This is a genomic window from Ruegeria sp. D6 (assembly GCF_056534365.1).
This window is the reverse complement of the sequence record NZ_JBQFPH010000002.1, coordinates 145,440-157,796: the sequence shown is the minus strand read 5'-3', so window position 1 is coordinate 157,796 and position 12,357 is coordinate 145,440. Positions and strand designations below refer to the sequence as shown.

Here is a 12,357-nt window from a genome sequence, read left to right as displayed (position 1 = left end):
AGGCTTGGGACGCTAAAGACCCGATGCTGCGCGCCCTTGATATCCGCGACATGCTGATCATCGACCGGCTGGAGCTGACGTTTCAGCCGGGCTTGAATGCTTTGACCGGTGAAACCGGCGCGGGCAAGTCGATCTTGCTGGATTCGCTGGGATTTGTGCTGGGCTGGCGAGGGCGCGCCGAGCTGGTTCGTCAGGGGGCCGCACAGGGCGAAGTTGTGGCCGAGTTTGAACTGCCTGACGATCACCCTGCCCATTCGATTCTGGCCGAGGCGGGTCTGCCCGGTGGCGAGGAGCTGATCCTGCGCCGCGTCAACACGGCCGAGGGACGTAAGACTGCATGGGTCAATGACCGCCGTTGTTCGGGCGAAGTGTTACGGGCGCTGTCGGATACTTTGATCGAACTGCACGGCCAACATGATGACCGAGGCCTGCTGAACCCACGCGGGCATCGCGCAATGCTGGATGCCTATGCCGGGGCAGGGGATCAGTTGGCCGCCGTGCGTGCCGCATGGGGCCAGATGTCCATCGCCCGCAAAGCTCTGGCGCAGACTGAGGCAGCGCTGGAGGCTATGCGTGCCGAGGAAGAGTTCCTGCGTCATTCCGTTGCCGAGTTGGATCAGCTTGACCCGCAGCCGGGCGAGGATGCAGATCTCGACGCCCGCCGCCGCATGATGCAAGGGGCCGAACGGATTCGCGACGACGTGGCCCGTGCCTTTGCCTTGCTGGACGGCGACGGGGCCGAGGGCGCGATGGCCGATGCCGTGCGCTGGCTGGAAGGCGTGTCGGACAATGCGGGTGGCCAGTTAGAAGGCCCCATTGCGGCGCTGGGTCGCGCCCTTATCGAACTGGGCGAGGCGCAGGACGGCGTCAACGCCTGTCTGCAAGCGCTCGATTTCAACCCAGCGGAACTGGAACAGGCCGAGGAACGCCTCTTTGCCATTCGCGCGCTGGCACGCAAACACGATGTGGCCCCCGATGATCTGGGCACCTTCGCCGATACCTTGCGCGACCGCCTGAACCGGCTGGATGCGGGTGACGCCGACCTCAGCAACAAACGCGCTGCTGTGGACGCGGCACAGGCTGCGTATGACAACGCGGCCACCGCGCTTGGCGAAACGCGCCGTAAGGCCGCCAGTGCGTTGGACACCGCAGTAATGGCTGAACTCGCGCCCCTGAAAATGGAACGCGCCGTGTTCCGGACCGAGATCACCGCGACCGACCCGGGCCCCGAAGGCATCGACGCGGTGGCCTTCACCGTCGCCACCAACCCGGGGGCGCCGTCAGGGCCGCTCAACAAAATCGCCTCGGGCGGCGAACTCAGCCGCTTTCTGCTGGCGCTTAAGGTCTGCCTAACGGGCGAAGACAGTGCCCGCACGATGATCTTTGACGAGATTGACCGTGGTGTCGGCGGTGCTACGGCGGACGCGGTGGGCCGCCGTCTGGCCGCACTCGCGCAGGGCGGGCAGGTGCTGGTCGTCACCCACTCGCCGCAAGTGGCCGCACGGGCGGCGCATCACTGGCGGGTGCAGAAACAGGTCACCGGCGATCAGACCCTGTCCACCGTGATCCCGCTGGCCGACCCCGACCGCGTCGACGAAATCGCCCGGATGGTCGCAGGCGACACCATTACGGATGAGGCACGTGCCGCTGCCCGTGCCCTGTTGGATGCATGACGCGCATTCTGTGAGCATCTTGTCGTGAACCGACTTTTCTAAGGCGCGCGCGTGGCTTACTAAGGGTCAGGCGACCACCCCAACGAGGGCCAATGACCCAATCGACCCGCACCGTGCTGCGCAATCAGCTCAATCAAGCCCTCTCGGCGCTGCGGGATGCATGGCGGGTAATGCTTCATCGTGGCCCCAGCCAGATTCAGTTCTGGTTTATTGCTCTGGTCATCGGGATCGCTGCAGGCTTCATGGCGCTGGGATTCCGGATGGCGATCTCGTCGTTGCAGGCTTATCTCTACAACACCGAAGATATCCTGTTCCTGCACAGCCATGCTGAGAAGCTGCATTGGCTCTGGATTTTCCTTACACCTGTGGTCGGCGGGTTGGTCGTCGGGATCATCCTGAACAGGTACACCGATGATGGCCGTGTGCGTTCGGTAGCTGATGTGATCGAGGGTGCGGCCATCACTGATGGACGGGTCGAAAAGAAGGCCGGTATCGCATCTTTTTTCGCTTCGCTGATCACGCTCAGCTCTGGCGGATCCACGGGGCGGGAAGGACCTGTTGTGCATATGGCCGGGGTCATCTCGACTTGGGTCAGCGACCGTATCCACGCCGACGGCATCACCGGGCGCGACCTATTGGGTTGTGCTGTGGCCGCTGCTGTTTCGGCCAGTTTCAACGCCCCCATCGCCGGGGCCTTGTTTGCGCTTGAGGTTGTGCTGCGCCACTTCGCCGTTCATGCCTTTGCGCCCATTGTCATCGCCTCGGTCGCGGGGACCGTGATCAACCGGCTGGCTTATGGTGACGTGACCGAATTCACGCTGGATACGCCCGGGTCGTTGCAATTCTATGTCGAGCTGCCCGCCTTCCTGATCCTAGGCCTGATTTGCGGGCTGGTCTCGCTGCTGCTGATGCGATCGATCTTCTTCGCCGAGGATATCGGCACGCATATCCAAAACCGCTTGTCTCTGCCGCGCTGGCTGCGCCCCGGTGTTTCGGGCGCGATGCTCGGCCTGTTGGCGGTCTGGTTTCCGCACATCATCGGCGTGGGATACGAAACCACGATCCGTGCCTTGACCGGGGACCTCGTGCTGACGACCGCGATCCTGTTCGCGGTCATCAAAACCGTCGCAGTGGCGATTACCATGGGCGGTCGCATGGGTGGTGGTGTGTTTTCCCCTTCATTGATGATCGGAGCGCTGACCGGGTTGGCCTTCGGCCTGATCGCCACCGGATTGCTGCCAGATGTGTCAGGCACCCATACGCTCTATGCCTTTGCCGGGATGGGCGCGGTGGCTGCCGCGGTGCTGGGCGCACCAATCTCGACCACGCTCATCGTGTTTGAATTGACCGGAGACTGGCAGATCGGCCTCGCCGTGATGGTTTCGGTCTCGATGTCCACTGCGCTGGCCTCGCGCCTTGTGGACCGGTCCTTCTTCCTGACCCAGCTGGAACGACGCAATGTGCACCTTGCCGCCGGGCCGCAGGCCTACTTGCTGGCAATGCTGCGCGCAGGCGCAGTGATGCGCCCGCTGGGGGACGCGCGTTCGATCTCCAAGGAAGACGCGCAGGCATTGATCGAACAAGGCCTATGCGTCAAGGCCAGCGCCACGCTTGAGGCCGCGATGCCATATTTCGACCGCGATGACATCCCTTGCATCCCGGTGGTGATCATCGACAAGGACGGCTGTGAAAACCCCGTTGGCGCGCTCTATCACATCGACGCGCTGAAAGCTTACAACCGCGCGCTGGCCGCCACAGCGGCCGAGGAACATTCTTGATCAGCGTCCGTAAACGCTGGCTGCGTCGCCCAGATAATTGTCCCAGGCAAACCAATACGAGATATGTCCCGCGACGCGCGGCAACTCTGCGCCATCCGGGCCAATCAGTGCCTCTTCGGTGACGCGCCACTTGTTGCCCGTTTCGTCCAGCAGCCCGCCATCGGTGGTCGCGCGGAACTGGCGCGATCCACGCTCGTAGGCGCGCACGCTGCGCTTGTCCGGGTCGCCCATCAGCATCAGTGCCCGCCCGCCAATCGCATCGTTGATCACCGGCTTGCCTTTGAACGCGTCCAACGGCCACGCCCGCGCCGCGCCGAACTGGCGCACGGCGAACACGTAGTCCTTCTGGCGATGCCGACTTTGATCGACCAAGGCCGGGAACATCAGATCGGGTGAGGCAAAGTAATCGCGATACACAACGCCCGAGCCATAGTTGCGCCGATGACCGGTGCTGAGCGACAGCACCTGCGTATCCGGATGCGACGCCTTCCAGCTGTCCCAGCGGGTGATCACCACAGGACGCTGCTTCAGCTCGATCCCACTGTTGACCAGCGGTCCGACCACGGGCTTACCTGTGTACTGGTTCCATAACGAATGCGTCTCACGGTCGAACATCAATTTGTTCGACCGATACAGGAACCCGGACGAGCCAAATACAAACGGCTTCCGCCGCCCCTCGACCTGCGTTTCAAACAAAATCCCTGATCCGCACAGCGTACAATAGGCCAGTGCTACCGGAACGCCTCCGATCACCTCGTTGAACATCTCGTGCCAGCCCATGATGCGCAGCGGATAAGCGCGTACATCGCCGTTGATCGAGACGCCAAAGACCAGATCGTCGTCTTTCATGTAGTCCGCCCGCGCCGCCGGGATCAGCTTGGGATTGTCCAGCGAAGGGATACCGTCCTTGAGCACACCACCCCAACTGATCTCTTCCAGCCGAATCTTCATCTTGTCGCGTTGCAAATACTCGGGTTTCAGGAAAACGTCGAAGTTCTGATCGATGCCCAAAAGAACTTCGCGTTTGAACGGTATCAAAGATGGATGAGGTACAATCTGAGCGTTCCGTTCTTGCCATAGCATCCATTCGAACCAGTCTGTGCCGTGGCGCGCGCCGCTCAACGCTTCCATGACTTTGGCAATGTCTCGCTCTCGCCGTCTACCATAGCGCATCGCCGTCAGAAGCGCGGGCACAACGTCCGGTTTGCCGCGCGCGGTCAGGAACGCCATCCCGGATTCGAAATCGGTCCGACCGCCATACAAAGTTGAACGTACGGCATCGTAAACAGGGTCATCCTGCGCCCAAAGAGCGCGAGGTGCTACAGCGCTTGCCCCCAACAGGCCGACAAAGCTGCGACGTGGAATCGACATGGCATCCTCCGATCGGGTTCATATTCGATCTTGCCTGCAAAGCAGATCACATACACGCAACACTCGCGTGAGTGGCTCGAAATTCTGAAGCTGCACGCCGGGCATCTCGACATTGGTCTATCCTGAGCACAAGATGCTGCTGCGATTGATGTCATCGAACGTGACAGTGGCAATGAAAGAGGAAATACCCATGCAAGACCATGGTTATAAGGCGGGGCGACTAAACCTGCCTTTTGTCGGCATCTCAACCTTCGCCAAATCTCCATATGTTGAGAATTGGGATGAGATAGAGGCGGATATCGCCGTTCTCGGCGCGCCCTTCGATTTCGGGACCCAATGGCGACCGGGGGCGCGGTTTGGACCTCGGGCCGTGCGCGAAGCCTCGACCCTGTTCAGTTTCGGCCACGCTGGGGCTTATGATCACGAAGATGACGCAACCTATCTGGATGGCTCGGTGCGGATCGTTGATCTGGGGGACGCGGATATTATCCATACCAAGACCGACGAGAGCCATGCGAATATCGCCTTGAGTGTGGGCAAGATCCTGAAAGCAGGGGCCTTGCCGGTGACAATTGGCGGGGACCATTCGATCAACATCCCCTGTATCAATGCCTTCGCCGAGGATTGCGCGCAGAACGGCCCGATCCATGTGGTGCAGATCGACGCGCATCTGGATTTTGTCGATGAACGCCACGGGGTGACCGCCGGGCACGGAAACCCGATGCGGCGGGCGATTGAGAAAGACTATGTCTCAGGTATGACGCAGCTGGGCATCCGCAATGTCTCATCCACCGCGAAGGAAGGCTATGACGACGCCCGTGCGCGCGGGTCGGACATCCTGTCTGTGCGGCAGGTGCGCAAACTGGGGGCCGAGGCAGTGCTGGCGCGTATCCCGCAGGGGGCACGGTATTACGTAACGATAGATATCGACGCCTTCTGTCCTTCGATTGCCGCGGGCACCGGGACGCCCAGCCATGGCGGGTTTCTCTACTACGATGTACTGGAAATTCTACAGGGTCTGGCCAAACGCGGGGATGTTGTGGGCATCGATCTGGTCGAAGTCGCGCCTGCTTACGACCCGACGGAAAGTACCCAGATTCTGGCAGCGCAGCTGTTGCTGAACTTTCTCGGCTTCATCTTTCACGAACGCAACCAGCGGTAGTAGGTGGGGCCATCAGCCCCACCCGTTTTCTTATGCCCCGATGATGTTGTGGCCGGGACCATAGGGGAAGCCGGTGATATTCTCGGCGCCGTCTTCACCAACCACAAGGATGTCGTGCTCGCGATAGCCGCCCGCGCCGGGCTGGCCTTGGGGGATCCACAGCATCGGCTCGATCGAGACGACCATGCCGGGTTCCAGCACCGTGTCGATATCTTCGCGCAGCTCCAGACCGGCCTCGCGCCCGTAATAGTGGCTGAGGATGCCGAAGGAATGGCCATACCCGAACGAGCGGTATTGCAGCAGGCCCTCATCCGCGAAGAAGCGGTTGATCTCAGCCGTGATGCCCGAGCAGGTCGCGCCGGGTTTGATCAGGCTCAGGCCCAGTTCGTGCGCCGCGACATTGGCCTTCCACAGGCGCAGGCTGTCGGCGTCGGGCTCGCCCAGGAACAGGGTGCGTTCCAGCGCGGTGTAATAGCCCGAGATCATCGGGAAGGTGTTCAGCGACAGGATATCGCCCTTTTGCAGCGCGCGTTTGGTGACAGGGTTATGTGCGCCGTCGGTGTTAAGTGCCGACTGGAACCAGACCCATGTGTCGCGGTATTCGGCATCCGGGTAGGCGCGGGCGATTTCCTCTTCCATCGCGTCGCGTCCAGCCATGGCGATCTCGATCTCGGTGGCGCCTTCACGGATAGCTGCGTGAATGGCGGCCCCACCCACGTCAGCGGTGCGCGCGCCGCCTTTGATCAGCTCGATCTCTTCTGCGGATTTCACCATGCGGGCAAACATCGTGTCAGGTGCGATATCGATCAGTTCCGGTCCGCCCAGCATGTCCAGCGCCGTGTTGCGCGCCGCCAATGTCATGTGGTCGCCTTCGATCCCGATCCGTTTGGCCCCGCCGATCAGGCTGGCCACTGCGCGCCAGTAATTGTCGCGCTTCCAGTCGGTGTAGATGACGTTGTCCTCAACCGAGCGCCGCCACGGTTGGCCCGCGTCGATGTTTGCCGAGACAGTGGTGCAAGCGTCCTGTGTTACCACGCAGCCGTAGGGGCGGCCGAAAGAGCAGTACAGAAAGCCGGAATAATAGGCGATGTTCTGCATCGAGGTCAGCAGGACGGCGGGGATGTCATGCTTGGCCATGATTGCGCGCAGGGCGCCAAGGCGGCGGTCGTATTCGCCCTTGCTGAACGGCAGGGGCGCCTTGTCGCCATTGTGGCAGGTGAAGAATTCGGGGCGTTTTGTTGTGTCTGTCATGACTTGGTCTCTCATCATTGCCGGGCGGCAAACCCGGCCACTTGTCCCGGCGTTCAGGACAGGCGGTCTCGGGGTCCGAGAGCCGATCATCCCAGTGCGTCCGCGACGCCATCGCGGCTGGGATGAACAGGTGAATCGTTAGATCAGACCTAGGCCTGCGTCAAGCGGGGGAAAGGCCTCGCAGGCGCTCGGACCGACGGCGCAGCAGCTCGACCGTGGTCAGCAGCGCAATCGAGATCACCACGAGGATCGTGGCCACCGCCAGAATGGTTGGGCTGATCTGTTCGCGCAGGCCGGTGAACATCTGCCATGGCAGCGTTTTTTGGCTAGCCGAGCCGACAAACAGTACCACGACCACCTCGTCGAATGAGGTGATGAAGGCAAACAGGCCGCCTGAGATCACACCCGGCAGGATCAAGGGCATCTGAATCTTGAAGAATGTCCGCACCGGACCCGCGCCCATATTCGCAGCCGCCCGCGTCAGCGAGCGGTCAAAGCCCACTAGCGTTGCGGTCACGGTGATGATGACGAATGGAATACCCAGAACGGCGTGAGCGAGGATCACTTTCACATAGCCCACAAAGTTCTTGTTCATGCCCAGTGTTCCCTCCATGAAGCGGCCGATATCGCTGTAGAAGAAGAACATGCCTGTGGCTGAAATGATCAGCGGCACGATCATTGGCGAGATTAGGATGCCCATGATGGCGCGGCGGCCTGGAACGTGGCTCTGGCTGAGGCCAATGGCCGCCAGCGTGCCCAGCGAGACCGAGATGATCGTCGCAATCGGCGCAATGATGAGTGAGTTCTTGAAGCTGCGCTGCCATTCATTGTTGGTGAAGAAATCGCGGTAGTGCTTGAGCGAGTACCCTTCCGGGTCCAGACGCAGCATTTCAGGCGTGAAGGTAAAAAAGTCCTGCGCGTTGAACGAAAGCGGCAGAACCACGAGGATCGGGGTGATCAGGAACACGAAGATCGCGCCGCAGATCACCCGGAACAAGTAGTGATAGAACACTTGCTTCGCGGTCAAATAGGGCAACAGTTTTTGGCGATATCGACCTTCGTACAGCCAAAAGATAAACCAGACGAAAAACCATCCACCCAACAGGCCCAGAACGCCGCCCATTGGGCCAGAGAACAGAAAACCGACGATGCCAAAGCCAAGGATATTGATCCAACGGGCCAGTTTTTCGTTCTTGAGTATCGTGATGTAAACCCAGGCCACAGCGGCGATCAAGGCTGCACCGCCAATGATGCCGAGGAAGACCGAGCCATTGCCCGCGCCGACAAAGATACCGGCGAAGGCGCCTGCCAGCGCAACGCTTGGCAAGACCATGGACAAAGGTTTGCGGGATATCGGAGTAAGTGCGGCCATGTCGATTATCCCAGCTTCACGTTATCAATGCCGACAATCTTGTCGTAGCACCAGTAGAGCAGCAGTACGACGCCCAGAAGGATCGTTCCCAATGCCGCGGCCAGCCCCCAGTTCAGCGAGGACGAGATGTGATAGGCAATCCGGTTCGAAATAAAGACACCTTTGGTGCCGCCAACGATTTCAGGCGTGATGTAGTAGCCGATCGCCAGAATGAACACGAGGATTGAACCCGCGCCAATGCCAGGAATGGATTGCGGGAAGTAGATGCGCCAGAATGTCGTCCAGTTGGTCGCGCCCATGGATTTTGCGGCGCGGGTGTACGAGGGCGGTATGGTTTGCATCACCGAATACATGGGCAGGATCATGAACGGCAGCAGGATATGCGTCATAGCTATGATCGTGCCGATCTGGTTATTGATGATCACCAGCCTGGCGTCGTCGGCCACCAGTCCCAGCCAGACCAATGTTTCATTGATCACGCCCTGTTGCTGCAACATCACCTTCCACGCCGAGGTTCGCACCAACAATGACGTCCAAAAGGGCAACAACACGAGGATCATCAGCAGGTTCGACACCCGCATCGGAAGCGTCGCCAGCAAATAACTGACCGGATAGGCCAGCAGGATACAGGACGCGGTGATCACCAGCGACATGAACAAAGTGCGCCCGAACAGCTTGATCAGGATCTGCTTGTCCTCGGGCTGCGCCTGCGCGCCCTCGGGCGTGCGGCGCATGTCCACAGCGTTCAGGAAATAGCCATTGGTGACAGCGGGCGAATGCGTCTTGATAACCGCCCATGTCTGCGGTTCACCCCAGCCGTCGTGAATCTCGATGACCTGGTCTTTGAACGGCCCATCGGTTTCGGGGTCCAGCTTACCCATTTTCCGACCCGAGCGGCGGAACATCGAAGACATGCCTGTCTCTTCATAGTTCAGACGCGAACCCAGCCGGGTGTGTGTCTTGTTATCGACGGCCACGACCATGTCGCGGACAAAGGCGTCATAAACGGCCTCGTCGGGCAACTCGCCGCTGGTTTCATCCCAGCTTTGCAATGCTTCGACCGTCAAGGGCAGTGTCTCTTGTACGATGCTGTTTTCCACGGATCGGAACAGCATCGCCGCAATAGGCACGATGAACGAGAACATAACGAACAGCAGCAGTGGGGCGACCAGCATCAGGGCCCGCAGCTTTTGCCGTCGCAGAGACCGGGCCAGCGATTGCTTGAGTGGCGTGCCGTCCGCGGCCAGCATGGGACCAGTATTTTGGGTGGCGTCAGTCATCGTTACCCCTTGGGTATTTTTGGGGTCGGGGGCGATAGGCCGCCCCCGACAATCTCAGGAGATCAGACGCTTATTGCGCCAGCCAAGCCTGGAATTTGGCGTCGATATCGTCGCGGTAATCCGCCCAGAACTCGTAGTTGTACAGGAACGTGTTCTTGGCGTTTTCCGGATCGGTCGGCATGTGTGGTGCCATGTCGATGCCCAGATCGGCGTGCTGACCCACCAGCGGTGCAGAGGAGGCACGAGCCGGGCCGTACGAGATGTACTTGGCCTGATCTGCCAGACGCTGCGTGTCAGTTGCGAACATGATGTAGTCCAGCGCGCGCTGTTGACGCTCTTCGCTCAGGCCAGCCGGAATGATCCAGCCATCAAGATCGAATACCTGAGCATCCCACAGCATCGCTACCGGCTGCTTTTGTTCTTCGATCACGCTGAACAGGCGACCGTTATAGGTCGAACCCATGACAACTTCACCATCAGCCAGCAATTGTGGCGTGTCGGCACCGGCAGACCACCAGACGACACTGTCCTTGATAGTGTCCAATTTGGCCAAGGCCTGGTCCTGACCTTCAGCAGTGGCCAGAACGTCGTAGACGTCGTCTTTTGCAACGCCGTCACACAGCAACGCCCATTCCATGTTGTTGATCGGGCGCTTTTCCAGCGAGCGCTTGCCGGGATAGGCTTCAAGATCGAATACTGCGCAGATGTCGGTTGGCGGAGTATCACCGACCAGATCTGTGCGATAACCGAAAGTGGTTGAATAGACGATCTGCGGGATAAAGCAGTCGCTGACCAGAAGGTCACCGAAATCTTCGGAGGCAGGCGTGCCATCGGGGGCAGGGGCCAGTTGAGTGTCGAAATCGATCTCAAGTGCCAGACCTTCGTCGCAGAGGCGGATCGCGTCCGCCGCAACCACATCAACCACGTCCCATGTGATGTTGCCCGCTTCGTTCATCGCGCGCAGTTTGGCGACGGCCTCGTTCGAGCTGTCATCATTCAGGATGGTGACGCCGGTCTTCTCCGAATAGGGCTCGTGATAAGCCTTGAGCTGCGATTTGGAATAGGCGCCGCCCCACGAGACGATGGTCATCTCTTCGGCGGAAACGCCGCCAGCCGCTGTCGCAATAGCAGCTGCTGTCAGCAGTGTTTTTGTAGTTTTCATGTGTTACTCCCAGTACTTCCCGTTTGTTGTTTGGTCAGCTGACGCACGGGTTTTCGCCAGCTGGTCCCTCGGTAAGCCACGTTTGTATCGCGCGGCTTGGTCTATGCGTCGAGCGCACGACAATCCTTTGCAAGCCAGCCGATCTCGATTTCCTGTCCGGGATTCAGACGGATGGCGTCGGGGGCATTCCGTGTTTTGACGATGAACTCGTCATTGCCCGCCACCGACATGCGGAAGCGGAACACGTCGCCCATATAGATGAATTCCTTGACCGTTGCTTTCAGCGTATGTGCATCGGCATGCAGTCGGTCTTTATTGAATTCTACGCGCTCGGGCCGGATCGAGACCTTGGTACGTTCGCCCGGATTGTGCACGTTGATCGGCACCGCATCGATTTCCGAGCCGTCATCCAATTGCACAAGGCAGGTATCTCCATCGATGGATTTAACAACACCTTCCAGGGTATTGTTTTCACCGATGAATTGCGCCACGAAACTGTTGTCGGGTTCTTCATACAGCTGATCCGGCGGGGCCAGTTGCTGAATGCGGCCATCGTCAAACACCGCAACACGGTCGGACATGGTCAATGCCTCGGTCTGGTCGTGGGTCACGTAGACGGTGGTAATGCCCAGTTCATGCGCCAGACGGGTGATTTCGAACTGCATATGCTCGCGTAGTTGTTTGTCCAACGCACCCAGCGGTTCGTCCATCAACACCAGTTCGGGCTCGAAAACCAGCGCACGTGCCAGTGCGATCCGTTGCTGCTGACCACCCGACAACTGCGCGGGGCGACGATTGCCGAAGGCACCCATCTGCACCATGTCCAGCGCGCGTTTGACTTTCTCCTCGCGCTCGGACTTGCCCAGCTTGCGGACTTCCAGCGGGAACGAAAGGTTCTCGGCTACAGTCATATGCGGGAACAGAGCGTAGTTCTGGAACACCATCCCGATGCCACGTTTGTGCGGAGGGATATTGTTGATGGGTTTTCCATCCAGAAGAATCTCGCCATGTGTGGCGGTTTCGAATCCGGCAAGCATCATCAGGCAGGTCGTCTTACCTGATCCGGACGGCCCGAGCATGGTCAGGAATTCGCCCTTTGGCATTGCCAGGTTGAGATCTTTGACGACGAGGTTCTCGCCATCATAAGACTTTTGAACGCGTTGAAATTCAACAAACGCGGCGTCGCTATTTGTGTCGGTCACAAGACCCCCTGTTGCGTCAAATGATTACCCGGTTGGTCCGGGCCTCATTGATCTTCTCGTGCATTGATGACGAGGCTAACAAATGGTCGCAAGCCCGTAAAGCAAT

General features: G+C 59.6%; 9 protein-coding genes. 3 read left to right on the top strand and 6 right to left on the bottom strand.

The features are described 5' to 3' along the window. The first annotated feature begins 23 nt into the window (after nucleotides 1–23). Together recN and ACR0A1_RS08195 are read left to right on the top strand one after the other, a co-directional pair. On the top strand, nucleotides 24–1,673 hold the full coding sequence (gene recN, locus ACR0A1_RS08200) for a DNA repair protein RecN (protein WP_480867028.1): 1,650 nt from the start codon (nucleotides 24–26) through the stop codon (nucleotides 1,671–1,673). Between the two features lie 92 nt (nucleotides 1,674–1,765). Beyond that, the gene (locus ACR0A1_RS08195) at nucleotides 1,766–3,451 is read left to right on the top strand and encodes a chloride channel protein (protein WP_170392011.1); all 1,686 of its coding nucleotides are present in this window, start codon (nucleotides 1,766–1,768) and stop codon (nucleotides 3,449–3,451) included. Here the strand turns inward: ACR0A1_RS08195 and ACR0A1_RS08190 are convergent, their stop codons facing one another. Continuing rightward, nucleotides 3,452–4,822: a DUF3179 domain-containing protein gene (locus tag ACR0A1_RS08190; protein WP_480867026.1), complete on the bottom strand. Its 1,371-nt coding sequence runs from the start codon at nucleotides 4,820–4,822 to the stop codon at nucleotides 3,452–3,454. It abuts the gene before it with no gap. 190 nt (nucleotides 4,823–5,012) lie between these two features. On the opposite strand from ACR0A1_RS08190, the gene speB reads away from it, so the two are divergent. Further along, the gene (speB, locus tag ACR0A1_RS08185; RefSeq protein WP_480867025.1) at nucleotides 5,013–5,984 is read left to right on the top strand and encodes an agmatinase; all 972 of its coding nucleotides are present in this window, start codon (nucleotides 5,013–5,015) and stop codon (nucleotides 5,982–5,984) included. 30 nt (nucleotides 5,985–6,014) lie between these two features. Here the strand turns inward: speB and ACR0A1_RS08180 are convergent, their stop codons facing one another. The 5 genes from ACR0A1_RS08180 to ACR0A1_RS08160 all read right to left on the bottom strand — a co-directional run bounded on the left by ACR0A1_RS08180 (nucleotide 6,015) and on the right by ACR0A1_RS08160 (nucleotide 12,251). Beyond that, complete coding sequence (locus ACR0A1_RS08180) at nucleotides 6,015–7,235, bottom strand: aminopeptidase P family protein (protein WP_480867023.1); 1,221 nt, start codon at nucleotides 7,233–7,235, stop codon at nucleotides 6,015–6,017. 160 nt (nucleotides 7,236–7,395) lie between these two features. Next, nucleotides 7,396–8,607, bottom strand: a complete 1,212-nt coding sequence (locus ACR0A1_RS08175) for an ABC transporter permease (RefSeq protein ID WP_170392003.1) — start codon at nucleotides 8,605–8,607, stop codon at nucleotides 7,396–7,398. 5 nt (nucleotides 8,608–8,612) lie between these two features. Continuing rightward, nucleotides 8,613–9,887 carry an ABC transporter permease gene (locus tag ACR0A1_RS08170; RefSeq protein ID WP_170392001.1) on the bottom strand — a complete coding sequence of 425 codons (1,275 nt, stop codon included), beginning with the start codon at nucleotides 9,885–9,887 and terminating at the stop codon, nucleotides 8,613–8,615. A gap of 70 nt (nucleotides 9,888–9,957) precedes the next feature. Next, the gene (locus tag ACR0A1_RS08165) at nucleotides 9,958–11,049 is read right to left on the bottom strand and encodes an extracellular solute-binding protein (RefSeq protein WP_170391999.1); all 1,092 of its coding nucleotides are present in this window, start codon (nucleotides 11,047–11,049) and stop codon (nucleotides 9,958–9,960) included. 101 nt (nucleotides 11,050–11,150) lie between these two features. Then, nucleotides 11,151–12,251, bottom strand: a complete 1,101-nt coding sequence (locus ACR0A1_RS08160) for an ABC transporter ATP-binding protein (protein WP_170401347.1) — start codon at nucleotides 12,249–12,251, stop codon at nucleotides 11,151–11,153. Between the last annotated feature and the right edge of the window lie 106 nt (nucleotides 12,252–12,357).

What these genes read in the sequence shown, in the direction of transcription:
- ACR0A1_RS08195 (WP_170392011.1), top strand. Translation starts at nt 1,766, where the DNA reads ATGACCCAATCGACCCGCACCGTGCTGCGCAATCAGCTCAATCAAGCC.
- ACR0A1_RS08180 (WP_480867023.1), bottom strand. Translation starts at nt 7,235, where the DNA reads ATGACAGACACAACAAAACGCCCCGAATTCTTCACCTGCCACAATGGC.
- ACR0A1_RS08165 (WP_170391999.1), bottom strand. Translation starts at nt 11,049, where the DNA reads ATGAAAACTACAAAAACACTGCTGACAGCAGCTGCTATTGCGACAGCG.
- ACR0A1_RS08170 (WP_170392001.1), bottom strand. Translation starts at nt 9,887, where the DNA reads ATGACTGACGCCACCCAAAATACTGGTCCCATGCTGGCCGCGGACGGC.
- ACR0A1_RS08175 (WP_170392003.1), bottom strand. Translation starts at nt 8,607, where the DNA reads ATGGCCGCACTTACTCCGATATCCCGCAAACCTTTGTCCATGGTCTTG.
- speB (WP_480867025.1), top strand. Translation starts at nt 5,013, where the DNA reads ATGCAAGACCATGGTTATAAGGCGGGGCGACTAAACCTGCCTTTTGTC.
- recN (WP_480867028.1), top strand. Translation starts at nt 24, where the DNA reads ATGCTGCGCGCCCTTGATATCCGCGACATGCTGATCATCGACCGGCTG.
- ACR0A1_RS08190 (WP_480867026.1), bottom strand. Translation starts at nt 4,822, where the DNA reads ATGTCGATTCCACGTCGCAGCTTTGTCGGCCTGTTGGGGGCAAGCGCT.